Raw genomic sequence first — 25,776 nt, forward strand, 5'->3', positions numbered from 1 at the left:
ATGTTAGCTCTTAGAGCTTGATTTCGACGTCGACACCTGCGGCGAGGTCGAGCTTCATCAGAGCATCGACGGTCTGCGGGGTCGGATCGACGATGTCCAGCAGACGCTTGTGCGTGCGCATCTCGAACTGCTCGCGGCTCTTCTTGTCGACGTGCGGCGAGCGGTTCACCGTGAACTTCTCGATCCGCGTCGGCAGCGGGATCGGGCCGCGAACGTTGGCGCCGGTGCGCTTTGCGGTCGACACGATCTCGCGGGTCGAAGCGTCGAGAACCCGGTGGTCAAACGCCTTGAGGCGGATGCGGATATTCTGTCCGTTCATGGTCACTTCCTTGTTCTGGCGCGGCGCGGGCGTATTCCCGCCCGCGACAGATCGTTATTCGGATTATTCTTTGATCGAAGCGACGATGCCGGCGCCGACGGTGCGGCCGCCTTCACGGATAGCGAAGCGGAGCTTCTCTTCCATGGCGATCGGCACGATCAGCTCGACGTCAACGGTGATGTTGTCGCCGGGCATGACCATCTCGGTGCCTTCCGGCAGCGACACGATGCCGGTCACGTCGGTCGTGCGGAAATAGAACTGCGGACGGTAGTTGGTGAAGAACGGCGTGTGACGGCCACCCTCTTCCTTGGTCAGGATGTAGGCTTCAGCCACGAACTTCTTGTGCGGCTTGACCGAACCCGGCTTGCACAGCACCTGGCCGCGCTCGACGTCTTCACGGCCAACGCCACGGATCAGCGCGCCGATGTTGTCGCCGGCCTGGCCCTGGTCGAGCAGCTTGCGGAACATCTCGACGCCGGTAACCGTCGTCTTCGAGGTCGCCTTGATGCCGACGATCTCGACTTCTTCGCCGACCTTGACGATGCCGCGCTCGACGCGACCGGTGACGACCGTGCCGCGGCCCGAGATCGAGAACACGTCTTCGATCGGCATCAGGAACGGACGGTCGATCGGACGCTCAGGCGTCGGGATGTAGGCGTCGACAGCTGCCATCAGCTCGCGGATCGCGTCTTCGCCGATCTTCTTGTCCGAATCGTTGAGCGCAGCAACAGCCGAGCCCTTGATCATCGGAATGTCGTCGCCGGGGAACTCGTACTTCGACAGCAGCTCGCGCACTTCGAGCTCGACCAGTTCGAGCAGCTCGGCGTCGTCGACCAGGTCGACCTTGTTGAGGAACACCACCAGGGCCGGAACGCCGACCTGACGGGCGAGCAGGATGTGCTCGCGGGTCTGCGGCATCGGGCCGTCGGCAGCCGAAACGACCAGGATCGCGCCGTCCATCTGGGCGGCACCGGTGATCATGTTCTTGACATAGTCGGCGTGGCCGGGGCAGTCGACGTGAGCGTAGTGGCGGGCCGGCGTCTCGTATTCGACGTGTGCCGTCGAAATGGTGATGCCGCGGGCCTTCTCTTCAGGCGCTGCGTCGATCTGGTCGTAGGCCTTGAACTCGCCGAAATACTTCGTGATCGCCGCCGTCAGCGACGTCTTGCCGTGGTCAACGTGACCAATCGTGCCAATGTTCACATGAGGCTTATTACGCTCGAATTTACCTTTTGCCATGTGAGGTCTCCATTCCTGCTAGCCCGATAAGGGCGTTGAATTAATAAAACGCTGCAATTCCTTGGAATTACGCGTATTTCTTCTGAACTTCCTGAGCGACCGCGGTCGGAACCGGCTCGTAGTGGTCGAACTGCATCGTGTACTGGGCACGGCCCTGCGACATCGAGCGCAAGCTGTCCACGTACTTGAACATGTTGGCCAGCGGAACCATCGCGTTGACGACGACGGCAACACCGCGGCTTTCCTGGCCCTGGATCTGGCCACGACGGCTGTTCAGGTCGCCGATGACGTTGCCGACATAATCTTCCGGCGTCACGACTTCGACCTTCATGATCGGCTCGAGCAGCTGGACGCCCAGCTTGGGAGCTGCTTCGCGAAGGCAGGCGCGACCGGCGATCTCGAAGGCCAGCACCGAGGAGTCGACGTCGTGGTAGGCACCGTCGATGAGCGTCGCCTTGACGCCGATCATCGGGAAGCCCGCGAACGGACCCGAAGACAGAACGCTGCGGAGACCCTTGTCGACGCCCGGGATGTATTCCTTCGGAACTGCGCCGCCGACGATCTTCGATTCGAAGACGAAATCCTCGCCTTCGGGGTTCGGTTCGAACACGATCTTGACGCGAGCGAACTGGCCCGTACCACCCGACTGCTTCTTGTGGGTGTAGTCCTGTTCGTGCGTGCGGCTGATCGTCTCGCGATAGGCAACCTGCGGTGCACCGACGTTGGCCTCGACCTTGAACTCGCGACGCATGCGGTCGACGATGATGTCGAGGTGGAGTTCGCCCATGCCGGCGATGATGGTCTGGCCGGATTCTTCGTCCGACTTGACGCGGAAAGAAGGATCTTCGGCAGCCAGGCGGTTGAGCGCGAGGCCCATCTTTTCCTGGTCGCCCTTGGTCTTCGGCTCGATCGCGATCTGGATGACCGGCTCGGGGAATTCCATGCGCTCGAGAATGACCGGGTGCAGCGGATCGCAGAGCGTGTCGCCGGTGGTCGTTTCCTTGAGGCCGGCCAGAGCGACGATGTCGCCGGCGAAAGCCTCTTCGATGTCAGAGCGCGAGTTCGAGTGCATCTGCAGCATACGGCCGAGACGCTCTTTCTTGCCCTTGACGGTGTTTTCGAGCGAAGCGCCCTTAGTCACCTTGCCGGAATAGATGCGGCAGAAGGTGAGCGAGCCGACGAACGGATCGTTCATGATCTTGAAGGCCAGCATCGAGAGCGGCTCTTCGTCCGACGAGTGACGCTCCATCTCGCCTTCCGTCTTCGGGTCGATACCCTTGATGGCAGGCACGTCGAGAGGCGACGGCAGGAAGTCACCGACGCCGTCGAGCAGCGGCTGTACGCCCTTGTTCTTGAAGGCCGAGCCGCAGAACATCGGGAAGAACTTGACGGCGATGGTGCCCTTGCGGATCAGCGCGCGCAGTTCGTCGTTCGACGGCATCTTGCCTTCGAGGTAGTTCTCGAGAGCCGTCTCGTCCATTTCGACGGCGGTCTCGATCATCTTGTCACGGAACTCTTCGGCCTTGGCCTGGAGGTCGGCAGGGATCTCGACGATGTCCCAGGCAGCGCCCAGGCTTTCGTCGCGCCAGACCAGCGCCTTCATCTCGATCAGGTCGACGACGCCCTTGAAATCGGCCTCAGCGCCGATCGGCAGCTGGACGGCAACGGCCGTCGCACCGAGGCGCGACTTGATCATCTCGTAGGAGCGGTAGAAGTCCGCGCCGATCTTGTCCATCTTGTTGCAGAAGATCATGCGCGGGACGTTGTACTTGTCCGCCTGGCGCCACACGGTCTCGGTCTGCGGTTCGACACCGGCGTTGGCATCGAGCAGCGCGATGGCGCCGTCGAGAACGCGCAGCGAACGCTCGACTTCAATGGTGAAGTCGACGTGGCCGGGGGTGTCGATGATGTTGAAGCGGCGCTGCTTGCCGTCGCGACCCTTCCAGAAGGTCGTGGTGGCAGCGGACGTAATCGTGATGCCGCGCTCCTGCTCCTGCTCCATCCAATCCATGGTGGCAGCGCCGTCATGGACTTCGCCGATCTTGTGCGACTTGCCCGTGTAATAAAGGATGCGCTCGGTCGTCGTGGTCTTGCCGGCGTCGATATGCGCCATGATACCGAAATTGCGGTAGTCTTCGATCTTGTATTCGCGGGCCATGGGAGGTGCCTCTCAGTCGTTCGTTCGCGCCGTTACCAGCGGTAGTGCGCGAAGGCGCGGTTGGCTTCCGCCATTTTGTGGGTGTCTTCACGCTTCTTCACGGCGGTGCCGCGGTTGTTGGCCGCGTCCATCAGTTCGCCGGAGAGACGATCGACCATGGTGGTCTCGTTGCGGTTGCGGGCGGCAGTGATCAGCCAACGAATGGCGAGTGCCTGGCGACGCTCGGGACGCACATCGACCGGAACCTGGTAGGTGGCACCGCCGACGCGGCGCGAACGCACTTCCACATGCGGCGCGACATTGTCGAGCGCCTGATGGAAGACCGTTACCGGCTCCTGCTTGGTCTTGGCCTGAACCTGGTCGAGCGCACCGTAAACGATCGTTTCAGCGATCGACTTCTTGCCGTCATACATGACGGCATTCATGAACTTGGTGACGACCAGATCGCCGAACTTGGGATCCGGGTTGACTTCGCGCTTATCTGCACTGTGACGACGGGACATAGCTCTTGTCTCTCAATCTCGTGGCCACGACGCAAAAGGAAAGGCGTCGAAGCCGGAAAACCTTACTTCGGACGCTTCGCACCGTACTTCGAACGGCGCTGCTTGCGGTTCTTCACGCCCTGCGTGTCGAGCACGCCGCGGATGATGTGATAGCGCACGCCCGGAAGATCCTTCACGCGGCCGCCGCGGATCATGACCACGGAGTGCTCCTGAAGGTTGTGGCCTTCGCCGGGGATGTAGCCGATCACTTCAAAACCATTGGTCAGGCGGATCTTTGCGACCTTACGCAGAGCCGAGTTCGGCTTCTTCGGCGTCGTCGTATAGACGCGCGTGCAAACGCCCCGCTTCTGCGGGTTGGCCTGCATGGCCGGAACCTTGTTGCGCTTCACCGGCGCAATGCGCGGCTTGCGGATCAGCTGGTTGACGGTAGGCATTAAACCCTCTTGTCTCTCAATTCCGTGTCTCAAGCCCGTTCAGGGCGGCTTCAAGCGCAAAATCCATACGCGAATTCGGGCCACAAACCGCGACTTACGGTCTTGCCCGAACAAAGGCAGAGGAAGCGAAACCGCTTCATGCACGCCGGAAATGTCTTCTCGCTCGTAAAAACGAACCCTGTTTGAGGTGAACTCCAGGGCATGTCGCCCCGGAAAAGCCAACCTCACATCGGCTCAGACGACGCGGTATCTACTCGCATGACCGCTGACCGTCAAGCCCGTCCCACCAAAAACCTTAACGAAACCGGGGCTTCGGGGGGCTCAGCAGGCCCAGAGCAACTTTATTGCGCTGCAACATGGGCTATTTGCCGGTTTGTAACGGGCTTTGGCCTGTCGTGCATCAGTTCTTCGTGCGAAAATCGCCAAAACTGGGGCGAATCCCCAACTTGCGAATCTAAAACCAGGGAATCACCGATGAACGACAACGACGAAAAGCCGGTGACCATCATCACGGGCCGAGTCTGGCGCAAAAAGGGCGGGAAGCCCGAAGGCGTGCATATCATGCTGGTCGCGCCCGACGACGATTCCGCCGTGCGCTCCGCACTAGAGGCGTTGGCGAAGGAAGGTTACGCCGAAGCCGAGCTCGACCAGATCGGCGACATGCAGGGCGAGCCCGACGACGAACCGCATATCTCCGCATATCAGGGCGCGCTCGAAGGCGAGGTCTCGATCGTCACCTTCAACGAACCGCTTTGATCGCAGCGCATCCTTCCGGATGCGCCCGGGTCAGTTGACCGGCCCTGCCCCGCCGATATCTGCCATTTCCGGCTCGGCGGGTCTCTGCCCAGTGGCACGGTTGACTAGGACCGTCACGAACCAGAGAACCACCCCGATACCGATCAGGATGCCCGCGATCTTGTATTGAACCAGATCGCGCCCGGTCCACGGTCCGGCGAAGAACGCGCAAGCCACCGCGCCCAGGATCGGCAGCGGTGTCGGCGTCCGGAAATGATCGTGCCCGACCCTGTCCTTGCGCAGCACCAGCACGGCAATGTTGACGACGGTGAAGACGCACAGCAGCAGCAGCGCCGTGGTTCCGCCGAGAGCCGGAACTTCCCCGACAAAGGTAATGAGCGCGAAGGCCAGCAAGGTGGTGAAGCCGATGGCTATGTAAGGCGTGCGGCGCGTCGCATGGACCTTGCCAAGCACCTGCGGCAGCACATGTTCGCGGCTCATGCCATAGACGAGGCGACTCGCCATCAGCATGTTGATCAAGGCGCTGTTGGCGACCGCAAACATGGTGATGAAGCCGAATACCTCGACGGGAAAGTTAGGCGCACCGGCCTGAACCACCTTGAGCAGCGGCGTCTCGCCCTCGCCCAGCTGTTCCGGCGGTACCAGGGTGATCGCCGAGATGGAGACCAGCACATAGATCACCCCGGTGATCAGCAGGCCGGTCAGCAGCACCTTCGGGAAGATCCGGGTCGGATCCTTGCATTCCTCGGCCATGTTGACCGAGTCCTCGAAGCCGACCATGGCAAAGAAGGCAAGCGTAGTCGCGGCGATCACCGACCAGAAGGCGCTCCGGTCAGGCGCGGAGTGAAACTGGGTGATGCGCGAGACGTCGCCTTCACCTGCTCCGATCGCCCAGAGGCCGATGACGATGATGATCATCAGGCCGGTGAACTCGACGCATGTCAGCACGACATTGGCTTTGACGCTTTCGCCGACGCCGCGGAAGTTCACGGCGGCGACGATCGCCATGAATGCCAGGCCGATAAGCGTGATGCCGTAGGTACCGGTGAGGCCAAGATCAAAGGCGCCCGACAGGTTGGCGGCAAAGGCGCGCGAGGCCGTTGAGGCTGAGGTGATGCCCGAGCACATCACCGCAAAAGCGACGATAAAGGTGATGAAATGGATGCCGAACGCCTTGTGGGCGTAAAGAGCGGCTCCTGCCGCCTTGGGGTATTTGGTCACCAGTTCGAGATAGCTGAAGGCCGTGATGAGGGCGACGACAAAGGCAACCAGGAACGGCAGCCAGACCACGCCGCCGACCTGCTTGGCCACTTGTCCGGTCAGGGCGTAAATGCCAGTGCCCAGGATATCGCCGACAATGAAGAGAAGAAGCAGCCAAGGGCCCATGACCCGATGGAGACTTGGCTCGACCGATACCGCCTGTCCTGTCGCGCTGCCTTGGACGTCGGTCATCGGGCACTCCTCTCAGGGCTGATGGCACTGTGAGGACGAGGCTATTTTCGCGGGCTCGGGATGTCAAACGCCCTGAATATATGAGCTTAGCGTTGCGGAGCACACCTGCCCCGGCGCTGGCTCCGTGGGGCCGGCGCCGAAGCGCCGCGGCAATGAAAAAGGGGGCCGAAGCCCCCTTTCCTACTCATATCTGACGCGCTCTTACTGAGCGGCGTTGACCATGTCGGTCAGGATCGGCTCGGCGACTTCCACGCCCGAAAGCTTGCGGCGCTCGTCGAGGATCAGTTCGTCGCGCGAGGTGGCAATGCGCCGGATCTGGCTCATCATGCCGCCCGTGCCGGCCGGGATGAGACGGCCGACGATGACGTTTTCCTTGAGACCCTGCAGCATGTCGGTCTTGCCGGCGACCGCAGCTTCCGTCAGCACCCTGGTCGTCTCCTGGAAGGAGGCGGCCGAGATGAAGGACGGCGTCTGCAGCGATGCCTTGGTGATACCGAGCAGAACCGGCTGACCTTCGGCAGGCTTCTTGCCCTCCTCGATCAGGCGATCGTTGACCTCGTCGAACTCGATGACGTCGACATGATCGCCCGGGATGTAGATCGAGTCGCCCTGTACGGTGATCTCGACCTTCTGCAGCATCTGACGGACGATGACCTCGATGTGCTTGTCGTTGATCGACACGCCCTGCAACCGGTAGACTTCCTGGATTTCGTTGACGAGGTAGGAAGCAAGCGCTTCCACGCCCTTGATCGCCAGGATGTCGTGCGGCGCCGGATTGCCGTCGAGGATGTAGTCGCCCTTCTCGATCGCGTCGCCGTCCTGGAGATGGAACGGCTTGCCCTTCGGGATCAGGTATTCGACCGGCTCAAGCGTCGAGTCATGCGGCTCGATGATGATGCGGCGCTTGTTCTTGTAGTCGCGGCCGAAGCGGACCGTACCATCGATCTCGGCGATGATGGCGTGATCCTTCGGACGGCGGGCTTCGAAGAGTTCGGCAACACGCGGCAGACCGCCGGTGATGTCCTTGGTCTTCGCGCTTTCCATCGGGATACGCGCCAGCACGTCGCCAGGGCGAACCTGCGCACCCGGCTCGACCGAAAGAATGGCCTCGACCGAGAGCAGGAAGCGGGCGTCGCCGCCCTTCGACAGCTTGCCGACCTTGCCCTTGGAGTCCTGAACGACCATCGCGGGCTTCAGATCGTTGCCGCGCGGGGTCGAACGCCAATCGATGACCTCACGCTTGGTGATGCCGGTCGACTCGTCGGCCGTTTCCTGAACGGAAATGCCGTCGACCAGATCCTCGAAGGCCACGCGGCCTTCGATTTCGGTGAGGATCGGACGGGTGTAGGGATCCCACTCTGCAACACGCTGGCCGCGCTTCACCTTGTCGCCATCGTCCACGAAGATACGCGAACCATAGGTGACACGGTGCGTCGCACGCTCCTTGCCGGCTTCATCGAGGATCAGGATCGCCATGTTGCGGCCCATGACCACGAGGTTGCCATCGGAGTTGCGGACGACGTTGCGGTTGCGGATCTCGACCTTGCCTTCATACGAAGCTTCGAGGAACGAGCTGTCGACCACCTGCGCGGTACCGCCCATGTGGAAGGTACGCATGGTGAGCTGCGTGCCAGGCTCGCCGATCGACTGTGCGGCGATGACACCGACAGCTTCACCCTGGTTGACAGGGGTACCGCGTGCCAGGTCGCGACCGTAGCAGACCGCGCAGACGCCGACCTTGACTTCGCAGGTCAGTGCCGAACGGATGCGGACCGACTGCACGCCAGCCTTCTCGATCACCTCGATGTCGCGCTCGTCCATCAGCGTGCCGCCCTTGACCAGCAGATCGCCGGTGACCGGGTGGTTGATGTCGTCGAGCGAAGTACGGCCGAGGATACGCAGACCGAGCGAAGCGACCACCTGGCCGGCATCGACGATCGGCTGCATGGTGAGGCCCTTGTCGGTGCCGCAATCAACCGAGTTGACGATGCAGTCCTGCGCCACGTCGACGAGACGACGGGTCAGGTAGCCGGAGTTAGCCGTCTTCAGAGCGGTATCCGCGAGACCCTTGCGGGCGCCGTGGGTCGAGTTGAAGTATTCAAGAACGGTCAGGCCTTCCTTGAAGTTCGAGATGATCGGCGTCTCGATGATTTCACCCGACGGCTTGGCCATCAGGCCGCGCATGCCGGCGAGCTGACGCATCTGGGTGGGCGAACCACGCGCACCGGAGTGCGACATCATGTAGATCGAGTTCATCGGCTTCTGACGGCCGTTGTCCTCGAACTCCACCGCCTTGATGCGGGCCATCATTTCGTCGGCGACCTTTTCCGAGCACTTGGCCCAGGCGTCGACGACCTTGTTGTACTTCTCGCCCTGAGTGATCAGGCCGTCGTTGTACTGCTGCTCATATTCCTTGGCGAGCGCTTCGGTCTGTTCGACCAGGCCGTGCTTCGTATCAGGGATGAGCATGTCGTCCTTGCCGAACGAGATGCCGGCGCGGCAGGCGTGAGCGAAACCGAGAGCCATGATGCGATCGCAGAAGATGACCGTCTCTTTCTGACCGCAGTGGCGGTAGACGGTATCGATCATCTTGGAGATGTTCTTCTTGGTCATCTCCTGGTTTGCGGTCTCGTACGGCACGTTGACGTTCTTCGGCAGAAGTTCGCCGATGATCATGCGGCCCGGGGTCGTGTCGTGGATCTTGGACACGACATTGCCTTCGGCGTCGACAGTGCGGAAGCGCCCCTTGATCTTGGCGTGAAGGGTGACTGCCTTGGTCTCAAGCGCGTGCTGGAGTTCGCCCATGTCGGCAAACGCCATGCCCTCGCCCGGCTCGTTCTGGTTGACGATCGAGAGGTAGTAGAGACCGAGAACCATGTCCTGCGACGGCACGATGATCGGCGCGCCGGAAGCCGGGTGCAGGATGTTGTTGGTCGACATCATCAGCACGCGTGCTTCGAGCTGAGCCTCGAGCGACAGCGGAACGTGGACAGCCATCTGGTCGCCGTCGAAGTCGGCGTTGAAGGCCGTGCAGACGAGCGGGTGCAGCTGGATGGCCTTGCCTTCGATCAGAGTGGGTTCGAAGGCCTGGATGCCCAGGCGGTGCAGCGTCGGCGCGCGGTTGAGCAGAACCGGATGCTCGCGGATGACCTCGTCGAGGATATCCCAGACTTCCGGCTTTTCCTTCTCGACCAGCTTCTTGGCCTGCTTGACGGTCGAGGAGTAACCCTTGGCGTCGAGGCGGGCGTAGATGAACGGCTTGAACAGCTCGAGCGCCATCTTCTTCGGCAGGCCGCACTGGTGCAGCTTCAGTTCCGGACCGGTCACGATGACCGAACGGCCGGAATAGTCGACGCGCTTGCCGAGCAGGTTCTGGCGGAAGCGACCCTGCTTGCCCTTGAGCATGTCGGACAGCGACTTCAGCGGGCGCTTGTTGGCACCGGTGATGACGCGACCGCGGCGGCCGTTGTCGAACAGTGCGTCGACAGCCTCCTGCAGCATGCGCTTTTCATTGCGGATGATGATGCCAGGCGCACGCAGTTCGATCAGCCGCTTCAAGCGGTTGTTGCGGTTGATCACGCGGCGATAGAGATCGTTCAGGTCGGAGGTCGCAAAGCGGCCGCCATCCAGCGGGACCAGCGGGCGCAGGTCCGGCGGGATCACCGGCACGACCTTCATGATCATCCACTCGGGACGGTTGCCTGATTCCATGAAGTTCTCAACGACCTTGAGGCGCTTGAGGTACTTCTTCTGCTTGAGTTCCGACGTCGTCGTGGCGAGTTCCGAACGCAGATCGCCCGCGATCTTCTCCAGGTCCATGCTGGCGAGCAGGTCGTGGATGGCCTCGGCGCCGATCATGGCGGTGAAGCTGTCCTCGCCATACTCGTCAACCGCAAGCATGTACTCTTCCTCGCTCAGGAGCTGGTGCTCCTTGAGCGCGGTCAGGCCAGGCTCGGTAACGATGTAGTTCTCGAAATACAGGACGCGCTCGATATCCTTGAGCGTCATGTCGAGCAGCGTGCCGATGCGGCTCGGCAGCGACTTCAGGAACCAGATGTGGGCGACGGGCGCTGCGAGCTCGATGTGGCCCATGCGCTCGCGGCGAACGCGCGACAGCGTGACTTCCACGCCGCACTTTTCGCAGATGACGCCCTTGTACTTCATGCGCTTGTACTTGCCGCACAAGCATTCGTAGTCCTTGATCGGGCCGAAGATGCGCGCGCAGAACAGGCCGTCGCGCTCCGGCTTGAAGGTACGATAGTTGATCGTCTCCGGCTTCTTGATCTCGCCGAACGACCAGGACAGAATCTTCTCAGGGCTGGCGAGCGAAATCCGGATGGAATCGAACACCTGCGCAGGCGCCTGAGGGTTGAAGAGATTCATGACCTCTTGGTTCATGCCGTTCTCCTTTTCGGGGCCCTCGAAAGCCCCTTGTCATCGTGTGCGGACCAGAGCGCCCGCCAGCTGTGTCGGCCCATAGCCGAAGAATTCTCAACAAATGAGCATGATCTTGACCGAAACCGGCACCCAACTTTGGGGATCATGCTCTGCGGCGACGCCGCGGGAAAAATCCCGCGGCGCGCCTTTGATGCTTACTCTGCCGCGTCGGGCAGGCGATGCGCGGTCTCGTCGATCTTGGTGTTCTCCAATTCGACATTGAGGCCCAGCGAACGCATTTCCTTGACGAGAACGTTGAAGCTCTCGGGGATGCCCGCTTCGAACGTGTCGTCGCCGCGCACGATCGCCTCGTAGACCTTGGTACGGCCGGCCACGTCGTCCGACTTCACCGTCAGCATTTCCTGCAGCGTATAGGCGGCACCATAGGCTTCGAGTGCCCAGACCTCCATTTCGCCGAAGCGCTGACCGCCGAACTGCGCCTTGCCGCCCAGCGGCTGCTGGGTAACGAGCGAGTAAGGTCCGATCGAACGAGCGTGGATCTTGTCGTCGACCAGGTGGTGAAGCTTGAGCATGTAGATGTAGCCCATCGTCACCTTGCGGTCGAACGGCTCGCCCGTACGTCCGTCATAGAGCTGCGACTGACCCGATGTGTGCAGGCCCGCCTGCTCCAGCATCTCGTTGATGTCAGCCTCGTGCGCACCGTCGAACACCGGGGTCGCGATCGAGACGCCGCGACGCATCTGCTCGCCGAGGCGAACGACACTCTCGTCGTCGTAATTGCGAACCGGCTCGTTCCGGTCGTTGGCCGGAATGATGCTCTCGATGGTGTCGCGCAGCGGCTTGATATCGCCGGCAGCCTTATACGCATCGATCATCTCGCCGATCTTCCTGCCCATGCCGGCGCAAGCCCAGCCGAGATGGGTTTCGAGGATCTGGCCGACGTTCATGCGCGAAGGCACGCCGAGCGGGTTCAGCACGATGTCGGCATGCGTACCGTCTTCGAGGAACGGCATGTCCTCGACCGGAACGATGCGCGACACGACACCCTTGTTGCCGTGACGGCCGGCCATCTTGTCGCCGGGCTGCATCTTGCGCTTCACCGCGACGAAGACCTTGACCATCTTCATGACGCCGGGCGGCATCTCGTCGCCGCGCTGCACCTTCTCGACCTTGTCCATGAAGCGCTGCTCGAGCTGCTTCTTGGAGTCGTCGTACTGGCCGCGCAGAGCTTCAAGCTCACCCTGCATCTTCTCGTCTTCGACGGCGAACTGCCACCACTGCGAACGCGGATAGTCGTCCAGGGTCTCCTTGGCGAGCGTAGAGCCCTTCTTGAAGCCCTTCGGCCCGGCAATCGCGTCCTTGCCGATGAGCATGTCGCTCAGGCGGCTGTAGACGTTGCGGTCGAGGATCGCCTGCTCGTCGTCACGGTCCTTGGCGAGACGCTCGATTTCCTCGCGCTCGATTGCCATGGCGCGTTCGTCCTTCTCCACGCCGTGGCGGTTGAAGACGCGAACTTCGACGATGGTGCCGTAGGTTCCGGGCGGCATGCGCATGGAGGTGTCACGGACGTCGGACGCCTTTTCACCGAAGATGGCGCGCAGAAGCTTCTCTTCCGGCGTCATCGGGCTTTCACCCTTCGGCGTGATCTTGCCGACCAGGATGTCGCCCGGCTGCACTTCCGCGCCGATGTAGACGATACCGGCTTCGTCGAGGTTCTTCAGCGCTTCTTCCGAGACGTTCGGAATGTCGCGGGTGATTTCCTCAGGCCCGAGCTTCGTATCACGGGCCATGACCTCGAACTCCTCGATGTGGATCGAGGTGAAGACGTCGTCGGCCACGATACGCTCGGAGAGCAGGATCGAGTCCTCGTAGTTGTAGCCGTTCCACGGCATGAACGCGACGAGCACGTTACGGCCGAGCGCCAGATCGCCGAGCTCGGTCGACGGACCGTCGGCAATGATGTCGCCCTTGTTGACCCGGTCGCCCATGCGAACCAGCGGACGCTGGTTGATGCAGGTGTTCTGGTTCGAACGCTGGAACTTCATCAGGCGGTAGATGTCGACGCCGGACTTGCCCGGATCGAGGTCTTCCGTCGCGCGGACAACGATACGGGTCGCGTCGACCTGGTCGACGATGCCGCCGCGGCGGGCGCCGATGGCGGCGCCTGAGTCACGGGCAACGATCGGCTCCATGCCGGTGCCGACGAACGGAGCCTCGGCGCGCACCAGCGGCACGGCCTGACGCTGCATGTTCGAGCCCATCAGAGCGCGGTTGGCGTCGTCGTTTTCCAGGAATGGGATCAGCGCAGCTGCGACCGACACCATCTGCTTCGGCGAAACGTCCATAAGGTCGACGTTTTCGCGCGGCGCCATCATCACTTCGCCGGCGTTACGGCAAATGACGAACTCGTCGACGAAGTGGCCGTTCTTGTCGAGCTCGGCGTTGGCCTGAGCAACGAAGTGCTTGGCCTCTTCCATTGCCGAGAGATAGACGACCTCGTTGGTCAGCTTGCCATCGACGATCTTGCGGTACGGGCTCTCGATGAAGCCGTACTTGTTGACGCGGGCAAAGGTGGCCAGCGAGTTGATCAGACCGATGTTCGGGCCTTCCGGCGTTTCAATCGGGCAGATACGGCCATAGTGCGTCGGATGCACGTCGCGGACTTCGAAGCCGGCGCGCTCGCGGGTCAGACCGCCAGGTCCAAGCGCCGAGAGACGACGCTTGTGGGTGATCTCCGACAGCGGGTTGGTCTGGTCCATGAACTGCGACAGCTGCGAGGAACCGAAGAACTCGCGCACGGCAGCTGCGGCCGGCTTGGCGTTGATCAGGTCCTGCGGCATGACGGTGTCGATCTCGATCGACGACATGCGCTCCTTGATCGCGCGCTCCATACGCAGCAGACCGACGCGGTACTGGTTCTCCATCAGCTCGCCGACCGAACGCACGCGGCGGTTGCCGAGGTTGTCGATGTCGTCGATCTCGCCCTTGCCGTCGCGCAGTTCGACAAGCGTCTTGACCACGGCAAGGATGTCTTCCTTGCGCAGCACACGGACGGTGTCTTCAGCGTCGAGCTCGAGACGCATGTTCATCTTGACGCGGCCGACGGCCGAAAGGTCGTAGCGCTCGCTATCGAAGAACAGTGAGTTGAACATCGCTTCGGCAGTGTCGATGGTGGGCGGCTCGCCCGGGCGCATGACACGATAGATGTCGAACAGCGCGTCCTGGCGGCTCTCATTCTTGTCGACCGTCAGCGTGTTGCGGATGTATCCGCCCACGTTGATGTGGTCGATGTCGAGGATCTTGATCTCTTCCTCGCCGGCCGAAAGCAGAACCTTGAGGGTCTTCTCGTCGATCTCGTCGCCGGCTTCGAGGAAGATCTCGCCAGTCGCGTAGTTGACGATATCCTCGGCAAGATAGCTGCCGAAGAGATCGTCTTCGGTCGCCTTGATAGCCTTGAGGCCCTTCTCGGCAAGCTGCTTGGCCTGGCGCGCGGTGATCTTCTTGCCGCCTTCGACGACGATCTCGCCGGTATCGGCGTCAACCAGGTCGCCGACAGCCTTCAAGCCCTTGAAGCGATCGACCGAGAACGGGATGCGCCAATGGTCGCCCGACTTCTTGTAGGTGATCTTGTTGTAGAAGGTCGACAGGATCTCCTCGCCGTCCATGCCGAGCGCCATCAGCAGCGACGACACCGGGATCTTGCGGCGACGGTCGATACGGGCGTGGACGATGTCCTTGGAGTCGAACTCGATGTCGAGCCAAGAACCGCGATAAGGGATGACGCGGGCAGCGAACAGCAGCTTGCCCGACGAGTGCGACTTGCCCTTGTCGTGATCGAAGAAGACGCCCGGCGAACGGTGCATCTGCGAAACGATGACACGCTCGGTGCCGTTGACGATGAAGGTGCCGTTGGACGTCATGAGCGGCATGTCGCCCATGTAGACGTCCTGCTCCTTGATGTCCTTGATCGACTTCGCGCCGGTATCCTCGTCGATATCGAACACGATGAGGCGCAGCGTCACCTTGAGCGGCGCGGCAAACGTCAGGTCGCGCTGACGGCACTCATCGACGTCGAACTTCGGTGCTTCGAACTCGTACTTGACGAACTCCAGCATCGAAGCGCCGGAGAAGTCCGAGATCGGGAAGACCGACTTGAAAACGGCCTGCAGTCCTTCGTCGGGACGACCGCCCTTGGGCTCGTCCACCATCAGGAACTGGTCATAGGATGCCTTCTGAACCTCGATCAGGTTCGGCATCTCCGCAACTTCAGGGATCTTTCCGAAGAACTTGCGTACGCGTCTGCGGCCATTGAAAGTCTGGGTCTGGGCCATCGTCGCTCCTTGCTGCCTTTCTTGGGGTGAGAGTCGCTAAGGCTCACCTTGCATTCTCGCCGCCTCGGCGGCGGCCTGTCCAAAACGGGCGAAAACCCGTTTCCTGAAAGCCGCTTGCGGCCCTCAGGAAATAGGTTCCCCACAATCCCCCGGGTCACGGGAGCCGGTGGGCGGCACTGAGCCGCCCACCGAAACCGTGCTTACTTGAGCTCGACCTTGGCGCCAGCTGCTTCCAGCTGAGCCTTGAGCTTCTCGGCGTCAGCCTTCGAGACGCCTTCCTTGATCGGCTTCGGAGCGCCTTCGACGAGGTCCTTGGCTTCCTTGAGGCCCAGGCCGGTGATGGCGCGGACTTCCTTGATGACTTCGATCTTCTTGTCGCCGGCAGCTGCCAGGATGACATCGAACTCGGTCTTCTCTTCAGCCGGAGCAGCAGCAGCGCCGCCAGCAGCAGCGACTGCAACCGGAGCAGCAGCCGAAACGCCCCACTTCTCTTCGAGGAGCTTCGACAGCTCAGCCGCCTCGAGGACGGTCAGGGCCGACAGGTCGTCAACGATCTTTGCGAGATCAGCCATTTATCTATTCCTTCAATCAGTTCGAACGTGTGTTGATGATAGCGAGGAACGGCCTCATGCCGCCTCGTCCTTCCGGGCATAAGCGCCAATGACGCGCGCGACCGAAGCCGCCGGCGCATTGACGATCTGGGCGATCCGGGTAGCCGGGGTGGCGATCATACCAACCAGCTTTGCACGCAGCTCGTCGAGCGACGGGAGCGCGGCCAAAGCCTTGACTCCGTCGGCGTTGAGCGAGGTCGTGCCCATCGAACCACCAAGGATGACAAGCTTGTCATTGGTCTTGGCGAAGTCGGACGCGACCTTCGGCGCTGCAATCGGATCCTCCGAATAGGCAACCAGCGTCTGTCCCTTGAACAGATCGATGATGCTTTCGGATTCCGTGCCCTGAAGAGCGATTTTGGCGAGACGGTTCTTCGCGACTTTGACGGTGCCGCCGGCCTGACGCATCTTCACGCGAAGATCGTTCATTTGCGCGACGGTGATACCGGCATAGTGGGCCACGACGACTGAACCTGCGTTCGAGAACGCGTCATTCAGGCCCGTGACGAGTTCGCGTTTTTCCGCTCTGTCCACTGCCTATCTCCAGTTGACCGCCTCCCATTTGCGGGGTGAGCGGTCGGGTTGCCTTTTGCCGGGCGGCCAATCCAGAAATTCCAGATCACCCGAACGGCGCTCGAGGATCCTGCCCCCTTTCGCCACACCTGACGGGCTTGCGGCCCGGCGCGATGCGCAGACAAAAGGCAAACACGGTTCGAACCTTTCATTGGAGCCAAAGCTCCTTTGTCTGGTCTTCACCCGTCTCATGCAGGCCCATTCGAATTAAGGACCAAGGGTCGCCTGGACCGCCTGCAATCTCGGACAGGATTTTCGAAAGCTGTTTCCAACTTCCGAAAATCCGGGCTCGGAAGCCCGGAATTCTTATTCGGGATCAGGCCTTTATTGGCCGATCCAAATTCAACTTATCAGGACGCTGCGAGCGTGCCGAGGTCGAGCTTCAGGCCCGGGCCCATCGTCGAGGTGACGGACACCTTCTTGACGTAGACGCCCTTGGCACCGGCCGGCTTGGCCTTGTTGACCGCATCCGCGAAGGCGCGGACGTTTTCTTCCAGCGCCTTGACGTCGAACGAAACCTTGCCGACGCCGGCGTGGATGATACCGGCCTTCTCGACACGGAACTCAACGGCGCCGCCCTTCGAAGCCTTGACGGCTGCTGCGACGTCGGTGGTCACGGTGCCGACCTTCGGGTTCGGCATCATGCCGCGCGGGCCGAGCACCTTACCGAGACGACCGACCAGCGGCATCATGTCGGGGGTGGCGATGCAGCGGTCGAAGTCGATCTGGCCCTTCTGGACGATGTCGACGAGATCTTCCGCACCAACGATGTCGGCGCCGGCTGCGCGGGCTTCGTCAGCCTTCGCATCGCGTGCGAACACCGCAACGCGGACCGTACGGCCCGTGCCGTTCGGCAGGTTGACCACGCCGCGGACCATCTGGTCAGCATGACGCGGGTCGACGCCGAGGTTCATGGCGACTTCGATGGTCTCGTCGAACTTGACCGACGAGCGAGCCTTCAAAAGCTCGAGTGCTTCACCAAGACCGTAAGCCTTGTTTGCATCGATGCCTTCGCGGGACTTGGAAACGCGCTTTGCAATCTTAGCCATGATCTCAGCCCACCACTTCCAGGCCCATCGAACGAGCCGAGCCTTCGACCATCTTGATGGCGGCTTCGATGTCGTTCGCGTTGAGGTCCTTCATCTTGACTTCGGCGATCTCGCGCACCTTGGCGCTGCTGATCTCGCCAGCCTTGATCTTGCCCGGCTCCTTCGAGCCAGACTTGAGGTTGGCCGCCTTCTTCAGGAAGTAGGCCACCGGAGGCGTCTTCATGACGAAGGTGAACGACTTGTCCTGGTAATAGGTGATCACGACCGGGATCGGCGACCCCTTCTCGAGCTCCTGGGTCTGCGCGTTGAACGCCTTGCAGAACTCCATGATGTTGATGCCACGCTGACCAAGCGCCGGTCCGATCGGGGGCGACGGCGTCGCCGAACCCGCGGAAACCTGAAGCTTGAGCTGGCCCGCAACTTTCTTAGCCATCTCTTTCCTGCCTTTGTTTCATGCCGGCTGGGCCGGCGGTTGCAGTTCGGTGGTGCGAAGAAGACGACCGGCTAAGCCGCCTCATCTCCCACCATGCTTGCGCCAGGCATGCGCCTGGCACTGCCCACCACCGAAACCGGTGACGGGCGCTTCGATCAGCCCTTTTCGACCTGACCGAACTCGAGATCGACAGGCACGGCGCGCCCGAAGATCGAAACTTCCACCTTGAGGCGCGCACGCTCCTCGTCCACTTCCTGGACGAAACCGTTGAACGAGGCGAACGGACCATCGGAAACGCGCACCGCCTCGCCGATCTCGAAGGTGACCGAAGGCTTGGGACGCTCGACGCCTTCCTGAACCTGGTTCAGGATGCGCTGGGCCTCGGCTTCCGTAATCGGCACCGGCTTCGAATCACCAAGGAAACCAGTAACCTTCGGGGTGTTCTTGACGAGACTGAACACGGCGTCCGTGAGGTTGGCCTTGAGCAGGACATAGCCCGGGAAAAACTTGCGCTCGGCATCGACCTTGCGGCCGCGGCGAATCTCGACAACCTTTTCGGTCGGAACGACGATCTGCTCGATCTGGTCGCTCAGGCCCTTCTGCTTGGCCTTGTGCTCAATGTCCTCGGCGACCTTCTTTTCGAAGTTCGAATAGGCGTGGACGATGTACCAGCGCGCGGTCATTTCAGGGAATTCTCCGTATTCGCAGCCTTAGCGGCCAATGCCCAGGATCTGCTCGACAGCGAATGCCATCAGCTGGTCAGCGGCAAAAAAGAAAATCATCGCGATGACGGCAAATCCGAGCACCATGACGGTCGAGATCATCGTCTCGCGCCGTGAGGGCCACGTAACCTTCGCCGTTTCCGACCGCACCTGCTGCAGAAAGGTGAAGGGGTTCGTGGTTTTCGCCATGTGCCGCTCTGCTTTCAACGTCCGTTGACCGGACTTCTGGATGATCCCGTGACCGGGAGATGCCGCTGCATGGCACGCAATCCGCGCGAATCAGCGCAAACATTCCGCCCATGCAATTCGGACGCGTAAAGCCGGATCCCCAGCTCCACGCGCCGCGTGTCTGTTTCGCCTACATAGAGCCGATTCTCTTTCCACGCAAGTGGCAGGAACCCGTACTACGTTTGAGCGCCGCGTCGGGACCATCCAGTCGTCCCGTTCCGGCTATAGAAGTCTTTATGCCTGAATTAGCGAATTCTGGCAAGACTGGCACGGGCAGCAGGGCTCGAACCTACGACCTGCGGTTTTGGAGACCGCCGCTCTACCAACTGAGCTATGCCCGTACTTGTCGCCGCGCATCATCTGCGCAGCACGGGCTTCCTAAGGATTTCCGAGGCGTCTGTAAAGAGTGGAGTGCGCGATGCTTCCAACATTCACAGGCGGAATTGCACGAGGCGCTGCACAAGCGCCCCTCGCCCGCCCGGCTTGGGCAGGTCCAGGCTTCCGATCACGATTTGGCGGGCGGTACGTAAGGTCCGCCTGGTACGCCCCAGCCCCAGCGTGGCATCCGTTCGTGGAGTGCGGGCGCGGCACCGTCCTGTGAGTTCAGCTTGGCCAGGCGCGTACCCCATTCGAGATAGGCGACGAACGCCGAACGGAACTCCGGATCGTCGGGCAGCTCCACCTCGTCGGCAGCATCGAGCAACAGCGCAATCCATTGACGGCGCTGCGCCTCGGTCAGGTGCCTGTTGAGGTGATGGCTGATCATGGCGGGATGGCCGCCATGGCTCTCGCTGTAGTCCTTCGGCCCTCCAAACACCTCGCCGATAAAGGCAGCGACATGCGCGGGATGGTCACCGGACATGTTGCGGAACACCGGTTCGAGCAGCGGATCACTGCGCACCTTGTCATAGAATACGCTCGTCAGCCGGTTGAGCGCTGCGGCTCCACCAACCCACTCGAACAATGTCGGCACGTCTTTTTGCATCGCCTTCATCCTATAGCGTTGGAGGCATATGGGGATCGCGAGTGGGAAGCCAGTGAAGCTAACGTTGAGTGCGGGACGCCTTACTGTTTCCGCGCAAACTCACCTTGACTGGCAAGCCTGCAATTGGCGGGGATAGGGATCAGCCGGCAAACACTGCCATCGATCAGCAGATCCACTGAGCCATTCCGGGTCAGGAGCCCCGCCGCCCTGAGCCTTGTCTGGTCAGTATAGACGACCTTGATGGGCGCAACGTCGTCGAACGATTGAGCCCGCACCCCCATTTCGTCAAGATACGACGCAAGCACGGATGTGGACGGCTTAGCTCTCAGATACCAACCCAATCGAGCACCGTAGCCAACCAGCCTCGTCTTACCCGCGGCCAGCAGGAGGGTGCAATCGCTTAGGCACAGCCCTTCGTATGAAACCGCATTGCCAAAGAACGGCGACTTGGCTGGTACCTTGCAGCCCTCATCGCGCGGCCGGCAGCCGCCAAATATCGTGCCCCCAACCGCAACGTCCAAGCCGTGCTTGCGGATCATCTTGCCCATTGCCATCGACGTATCCACGTCGCCACCTCTGGATGACACCACCAAAGGAAGCTTCCGCCCGCCCAGCGCCTTGAGCGTCGCCTCGAGCCGCGGCAACGCCTTGGCATCGATGTCGCCTTCAGCAGAAATCCATTCGGGGCAAGTCGGTTCGCAACCAGCCTCGCCGGAGCGAACAACCACAAACCACATACCACCGTCTTCCGGCACAACGGGATTGGGGTATGTGCCGGGTTGTGGTTTGACACCAGGCGCGAGGTTGCAATTTCCGGCGGGAACAGCGCGCTTGCAGATCTCGATGCTCACCAGCGCGTCGGTGGCATCCATGCTCGTGACAAGGTTCATGTCGAGCATCTCCACCAGGGCAAGCTGGCGCATGTCGGCGGCGGGTGTGCTTTGCCCCGCATCGAACATGGCCTGCTTGACCCCCATCTCCTTGAGATAGGCCAACATCTTGGACTTGAACGCCTTGCCCATCTTGGTCGTGGTGTAGCTGCCCACTGTCTTGCGGCCAACGACCTTGCGCTTGATGCCCTTCTTCTTGCCGTTCACGATCCGGTAGGTCTCGCGATAGGTGATCTTCTGCTGCGTCACATAAGACGTCACCTGATGGACGCCCATGTAGGCCCACTGCCCCACATGCCTGCGCACGCCGCCCGCGAACATCATCGAGCAAGCGGAGGCGCAGTAAGCGCCGGCCGCGTACAAGGCGCCTGAGTAGATACCCTTCCTGGCCGGATCGAGCTTGCAGCCCTTCTGACCAGGCGCACATTCGACAAACCTGGTAAGCCCAACGCCAATGTCGAGCTTGCGCGCCCGCAGCATCCGGCCCAGCTCCCATGCCGCCTCGACGTGGCCGCCGGGCGAAGTCACGATGACTGGCAGTCGCTTGTCGCCCAGCTTCTTGAGCAGCTTCTTGAACTCGGCAGGCGTCGAACGCGTGATCGTGCCCTCGGCCGAAATCCATTCAGGGCAAAGCGGCTCGCAACCCGGCGAGGCGCTGCGCACGACGGCGAAACGCATGGGCGGCCCGTCATTGTCCGGAGGCTTGTGCTTGGCGGCTTCCGCCGAGGCCGGAAACGACAGTGCGACTACGATAGCCAAGGCAAAAGACAGGACAAGCTCCTGCCAGACTGCGCGCGAGCCCTTGCCCATGGCGGATTCCCCCAAACCAGCCGCTACCCAAAGCGATAGTAATTCCGGAACCGGGACTTGCAACGTATCGGCCAAACAAAAAGGGCGGCCCGGAGGCCGCCCTTCATGCTTTCGACAGTGAACCGTCGATTATTCTTTGATCGAAGCGACGATGCCGGCGCCGACGGTGCGGCCGCCTTCACGGATAGCGAAGCGGAGCTTCTCTTCCATGGCGATCGGCACGATCAGCTCGACGTCAACGGTGATGTTGTCGCCGGGCATGACCATCTCGGTGCCTTCCGGCAGCGACACGATGCCGGTCACGTCGGTCGTGCGGAAATAGAACTGCGGACGGTAGTTGGTGAAGAACGGCGTGTGACGGCCACCCTCTTCCTTGGTCAGGATGTAGGCTTCAGCCACGAACTTCTTGTGCGGCTTGACCGAACCCGGCTTGCACAGCACCTGGCCGCGCTCGACGTCTTCACGGCCAACGCCACGGATCAGCGCGCCGATGTTGTCGCCGGCCTGGCCCTGGTCGAGCAGCTTGCGGAACATCTCGACGCCGGTAACCGTCGTCTTCGAGGTCGCCTTGATGCCGACGATCTCGACTTCTTCGCCGACCTTGACGATGCCGCGCTCGACGCGACCGGTGACGACCGTGCCGCGGCCCGAGATCGAGAACACGTCTTCGATCGGCATCAGGAACGGACGGTCGATCGGACGCTCAGGCGTCGGGATGTAGGCGTCGACAGCTGCCATCAGCTCGCGGATCGCGTCTTCGCCGATCTTCTTGTCCGAATCGTTGAGCGCAGCAACAGCCGAGCCCTTGATCATCGGAATGTCGTCGCCGGGGAACTCGTACTTCGACAGCAGCTCGCGCACTTCGAGCTCGACCAGTTCGAGCAGCTCGGCGTCGTCGACCAGGTCGACCTTGTTGAGGAACACCACCAGGGCCGGAACGCCGACCTGACGGGCGAGCAGGATGTGCTCGCGGGTCTGCGGCATCGGGCCGTCGGCAGCCGAAACGACCAGGATCGCGCCGTCCATCTGGGCGGCACCGGTGATCATGTTCTTGACATAGTCGGCGTGGCCGGGGCAGTCGACGTGAGCGTAGTGGCGGGCCGGCGTCTCGTATTCGACGTGTGCCGTCGAAATGGTGATGCCGCGGGCCTTCTCTTCAGGCGCTGCGTCGATCTGGTCGTAGGCCTTGAACTCGCCGAAATACTTCGTGATCGCCGCCGTCAGCGACGTCTTGCCGTGGTCGACGTGACCAATCGTGCCAATGTTCACGTGAGGCTTATTACGCTCGAATTTACCTTTAGCCATTGTCTCTTTCCTTGGGCATCGGGACCTTGGTTCCGGTCGGATGCGGGGCGATTACCGATAAAGGCCGAAAAAGACAAGCGCCTTTTGCCCAAACGCCAAGGTCAGGCCCAAAAGCAGCGCTACTCTTTCAGTGCTGGACGCACATATGGGAGCAAGCGGATAAAAATAAAAGGCTTCTCGCTTCGGCGAAATGCGCTGGAGCGGGTAGCGGGAATCGAACCCGCGTATTCAGCTTGGAAGGCTGCTGCTCTACCATTGAGCTATACCCGCGCCCTGAGCGCCGCGCGCCTGTTCAGGAGCGAAGGACGCTCTTGGCATATACCTTGGCGCATGTTCCTTGCCGAAAGATGAACTCACCTTTCGAGGCCATGCGCTTTATGGCTTCCGGGCCGGCAGTGGTGGAGGAGGTTGGATTCGAACCAACGTAAGCTGAGCTAACGGATTTACAGTCCGTCCCCTTTAACCACTCGGGCACTCCTCCAACTGCTTTGCCGGAGCCATGCTACGAGGCTTTTCGATCACGGTGCCGAGCGAAGCGCCCTGCCCCGAAATCTGCGTGGGCTTATGGCGACAAGGATTTGGCCTGTCAACCGGACAGCGCGCCTTTTCATGCGGAATATTCGAAGCGCCGACTAACGGGCCGTATCCAAAGCCTGGAGCTGCCGCTATAGCAGGCGCATGAACGATACAAAAAAGCCCGGAACCCCCAAGGACAGCCACTACGCCAAGCTGCGCCGCACCTTTCGCGACCAGAAAAGCGGCGGCGCGCCTGAATTTAGGCCCAAGCGCCATGTGCCACCGGGCGAGAACGCTGCCGACGGTCTGGTGCGGCTTTATGGCCTGCACACCGTGCGCGCAGCGCTCGACAATCCGCGCCGCAAGATCAGGCGCATGCTGATCACCCGTAATGCCGCCGAAAGGCTGGAGATTGCCGACCTTGGTGCCCTGCCCTTCGCCACCGAGCTGGTTGAGCCGAAGGAGATCGACAAGGTCACGGGCACGGACGCCGTTCACCAGGGCGTGCTGATCGAGGCCGAGCCGCTGAAATCCAAGGCGCTGTCGGCGCTGGGCGATTCGCCGCTGATTCTGGTGCTCGACCAGGTTACCGACCCGCACAATGTTGGTGCCATCATGCGTTCGGCAGTGGCTTTCGGCGCCGGTGCGCTGATCACCACCCAGCGCCACAGCCCGCACGAAAGCGGCGTGCTCGCCAAATCGGCGTCTGGCGCGCTCGAACACATCGACCTGATCGAAGTGCGCAACCTGTCCGAAGCACTCGGCGAACTGCATGAGGCCGGCTTCCAGACCATCGGGCTCGATTCGGAAGGCCCGGCGGAGCTCGAAAAGAGTTTTTCCGGAGACAAGCTGGCGCTGGTACTCGGCGCCGAAGGCAAGGGACTGCGCCAGAAGACACGTGAGACGGTCACGGCACTGGCGCGTCTCGACATGCCGGGTGCAATCCATTCGCTCAATGTGTCGAACGCTGCGGCTGTGTCGCTCTACGCGGCGCGGAAATTCCTCGGCTGACGCCTCTGGCTGGCCTGCAAGCCAGCCAGTGCGGCAGCGCAGCGAATTCAACGCCGGCGCCCTTGACCTTCCACTTGGCGGAGGCCGTAGCCTCTGGGCACAACGGAGTCTTGTCATGCGTCGCCTCGGATTTTTCACCCTCTTGTCAGCCGGTATTGCGCTCGGCGCTGTCTCCCCTGCAATCGCCCAGGGAATCACTGTGGCCGAACTGGCCGGCAAGACGCATATCCACGGACTGGCCTTCGACCGTGCCGATCCTTCCATCGTGCTGGTCGCCACCCACCACGGGCTGATGAAGGCTGCGCCCGACGGCACGGTGACGCCGGTTTCGGACAGCCGCGACGACTTCATGGGTTTTGTGCCGCACCCTACCAATGCCACGATCATGTTCGCCAGCGGCCACCCGCAAGGCGGTGGCAATCTCGGTTTCATCAAGTCGACGGATTCAGGAAAGAGCTGGCAGCAGATCGCACCCGGCGTCGACGGTCCGGTCGACTTCCACCAGCTTGCGGCGAGCCCCGGCAATCCCGACGTGCTCTATGGCTCGTATGGGTCAATCCAGACCAGCCGCGACGGCGGCAAGACCTGGGCGATTGCAGGCGACGCACCAGCCAAGCTGATCGACTTGGCGGTCTCGCCGGCAAGCCCCGATACGGTCTATGCCGCGACCGAAGAAGGACTAAAGGTGAGCCGCGACGCCGCCCGAAGCTGGCAGACCATTCTCCCCGGCGTTCCGGTGACCACGGTGGAATTGACCGCCGACGGCTCGATCTACGCCTTCGTGCCCGGGCGCGGGCTGATGCGGGCCACCGAGACGGCGCCCGACTTCGCGGTGCTGGGCGAAGGGCCAGATCCGGCAGGCTACATACTGCACCTGGCTGTCGACCCGCAGACACCTGCGCGCATGGTCGCCGTGACCGGTACAAGCGCCATCGTCGTTTCCAGCGATGCCGGTGCGAAGTGGGCCGTGCTCGGCAGCAATTAAGCCCCACCGAGGCCAGATAAACGCTGAACGGGTCCGCTGCGATACCGCAGGGACCCGTTCATCGACAG

20 protein-coding genes and 3 tRNA genes are annotated in these 25,776 nt (G+C 61.7%); 3 read left to right on the forward strand and 20 right to left on the reverse strand.

Annotated features, from left to right (window positions below):
* Window positions 1-10 precede the first annotated feature (10 nt).
* The 5 genes from rpsJ to rpsL form a co-directional block, all read right to left on the reverse strand.
* Entirely contained in the window at window positions 11-319 is a 309-nt protein-coding gene (gene rpsJ, locus O1Y97_RS16560; RefSeq protein WP_006205468.1) for a 30S ribosomal protein S10, read from the reverse strand.
* 63 nt (window positions 320-382) lie between these two features.
* Window positions 383-1,558 carry an elongation factor Tu gene (gene tuf, locus O1Y97_RS16565; RefSeq protein ID WP_108608191.1) on the reverse strand — a complete coding sequence of 392 codons (1,176 nt, stop codon included), beginning with the start codon at window positions 1,556-1,558 and terminating at the stop codon, window positions 383-385.
* Between the two features lie 67 nt (window positions 1,559-1,625).
* Entirely contained in the window at window positions 1,626-3,716 is a 2,091-nt protein-coding gene (gene fusA, locus O1Y97_RS16570; protein WP_183261253.1) for an elongation factor G, read from the reverse strand.
* 32 nt (window positions 3,717-3,748) lie between these two features.
* On the reverse strand, window positions 3,749-4,219 hold the full coding sequence (gene rpsG, locus O1Y97_RS16575; RefSeq protein WP_055973800.1) for a 30S ribosomal protein S7: 471 nt from the start codon (window positions 4,217-4,219) through the stop codon (window positions 3,749-3,751).
* 62 nt (window positions 4,220-4,281) lie between these two features.
* On the reverse strand, window positions 4,282-4,653 hold the full coding sequence (gene rpsL / locus O1Y97_RS16580) for a 30S ribosomal protein S12 (protein WP_008837709.1): 372 nt from the start codon (window positions 4,651-4,653) through the stop codon (window positions 4,282-4,284).
* Window positions 4,654-5,127: 474 nt separating this feature from the next.
* Between rpsL and O1Y97_RS16585 the strand changes: the two genes are divergently transcribed.
* Window positions 5,128-5,409, forward strand: a complete 282-nt coding sequence (locus O1Y97_RS16585) for a transcriptional regulator (RefSeq protein ID WP_318761725.1) — start codon at window positions 5,128-5,130, stop codon at window positions 5,407-5,409.
* Window positions 5,410-5,439: 30 nt separating this feature from the next.
* Here O1Y97_RS16585 and O1Y97_RS16590 read toward each other — a convergent pair whose 3' ends face one another.
* The 15 genes from O1Y97_RS16590 to O1Y97_RS16660 all read right to left on the reverse strand — a co-directional run bounded on the left by O1Y97_RS16590 (window position 5,440) and on the right by O1Y97_RS16660 (window position 23,677).
* Window positions 5,440-6,861 (reverse strand): APC family permease, encoded by a 1,422-nt coding sequence (locus O1Y97_RS16590; protein ID WP_318761726.1) that lies wholly within the window; start codon window positions 6,859-6,861, stop codon window positions 5,440-5,442.
* Window positions 6,862-7,062: 201 nt separating this feature from the next.
* Entirely contained in the window at window positions 7,063-11,259 is a 4,197-nt protein-coding gene (gene rpoC / locus O1Y97_RS16595; protein ID WP_108608195.1) for a DNA-directed RNA polymerase subunit beta', read from the reverse strand.
* Between the two features lie 194 nt (window positions 11,260-11,453).
* Window positions 11,454-15,590, reverse strand: a complete 4,137-nt coding sequence (gene rpoB / locus O1Y97_RS16600) for a DNA-directed RNA polymerase subunit beta (protein WP_318761727.1) — start codon at window positions 15,588-15,590, stop codon at window positions 11,454-11,456.
* A gap of 200 nt (window positions 15,591-15,790) precedes the next feature.
* Entirely contained in the window at window positions 15,791-16,162 is a 372-nt protein-coding gene (gene rplL, locus O1Y97_RS16605) for a 50S ribosomal protein L7/L12 (RefSeq protein ID WP_055973815.1), read from the reverse strand.
* 54 nt (window positions 16,163-16,216) lie between these two features.
* Window positions 16,217-16,735 carry a 50S ribosomal protein L10 gene (rplJ, locus tag O1Y97_RS16610; RefSeq protein WP_055973817.1) on the reverse strand — a complete coding sequence of 173 codons (519 nt, stop codon included), beginning with the start codon at window positions 16,733-16,735 and terminating at the stop codon, window positions 16,217-16,219.
* A 389-nt stretch (window positions 16,736-17,124) separates the two neighbouring features.
* Window positions 17,125-17,823 (reverse strand): 50S ribosomal protein L1, encoded by a 699-nt coding sequence (gene rplA, locus O1Y97_RS16615; RefSeq protein ID WP_108608197.1) that lies wholly within the window; start codon window positions 17,821-17,823, stop codon window positions 17,125-17,127.
* Between the two features lie 4 nt (window positions 17,824-17,827).
* Complete coding sequence (gene rplK, locus O1Y97_RS16620; RefSeq protein ID WP_055973823.1) at window positions 17,828-18,256, reverse strand: 50S ribosomal protein L11; 429 nt, start codon at window positions 18,254-18,256, stop codon at window positions 17,828-17,830.
* Between the two features lie 155 nt (window positions 18,257-18,411).
* A complete protein-coding gene (gene nusG, locus O1Y97_RS16625; RefSeq protein ID WP_108608198.1) occupies window positions 18,412-18,939 on the reverse strand; it encodes a transcription termination/antitermination protein NusG in 528 nt (175 codons plus the stop codon).
* Between the two features lie 27 nt (window positions 18,940-18,966).
* A complete protein-coding gene (gene secE / locus O1Y97_RS16630; protein ID WP_055973830.1) occupies window positions 18,967-19,167 on the reverse strand; it encodes a preprotein translocase subunit SecE in 201 nt (66 codons plus the stop codon).
* A gap of 304 nt (window positions 19,168-19,471) precedes the next feature.
* Window positions 19,472-19,547 (reverse strand) — tRNA-Trp (locus O1Y97_RS16635).
* A 164-nt stretch (window positions 19,548-19,711) separates the two neighbouring features.
* The gene (locus O1Y97_RS16640; RefSeq protein WP_318761728.1) at window positions 19,712-20,191 is read right to left on the reverse strand and encodes a group II truncated hemoglobin; all 480 of its coding nucleotides are present in this window, start codon (window positions 20,189-20,191) and stop codon (window positions 19,712-19,714) included.
* An 80-nt stretch (window positions 20,192-20,271) separates the two neighbouring features.
* Entirely contained in the window at window positions 20,272-21,891 is a 1,620-nt protein-coding gene (locus O1Y97_RS16645) for a hypothetical protein (RefSeq protein WP_318761729.1), read from the reverse strand.
* A gap of 129 nt (window positions 21,892-22,020) precedes the next feature.
* Window positions 22,021-23,196 carry an elongation factor Tu gene (gene tuf / locus O1Y97_RS16650; RefSeq protein WP_108608191.1) on the reverse strand — a complete coding sequence of 392 codons (1,176 nt, stop codon included), beginning with the start codon at window positions 23,194-23,196 and terminating at the stop codon, window positions 22,021-22,023.
* Between the two features lie 196 nt (window positions 23,197-23,392).
* Window positions 23,393-23,466: transfer RNA gene (locus O1Y97_RS16655), tRNA-Gly, on the reverse strand.
* Between the two features lie 126 nt (window positions 23,467-23,592).
* Window positions 23,593-23,677 (reverse strand) — tRNA-Tyr (locus O1Y97_RS16660).
* A gap of 197 nt (window positions 23,678-23,874) precedes the next feature.
* Here O1Y97_RS16660 and rlmB point away from each other — a divergent pair.
* On the forward strand, window positions 23,875-24,723 hold the full coding sequence (gene rlmB, locus O1Y97_RS16665) for a 23S rRNA (guanosine(2251)-2'-O)-methyltransferase RlmB (protein ID WP_318761730.1): 849 nt from the start codon (window positions 23,875-23,877) through the stop codon (window positions 24,721-24,723).
* 115 nt (window positions 24,724-24,838) lie between these two features.
* Complete coding sequence (locus O1Y97_RS16670; RefSeq protein ID WP_318761731.1) at window positions 24,839-25,708, forward strand: WD40/YVTN/BNR-like repeat-containing protein; 870 nt, start codon at window positions 24,839-24,841, stop codon at window positions 25,706-25,708.
* Window positions 25,709-25,776 lie beyond the last annotated feature (68 nt).

Source organism: Aminobacter niigataensis (genome assembly GCF_946995915.1).
In the GTDB taxonomy this organism is placed as follows: domain Bacteria; phylum Pseudomonadota; class Alphaproteobacteria; order Rhizobiales; family Rhizobiaceae; genus Aminobacter; species Aminobacter niigataensis.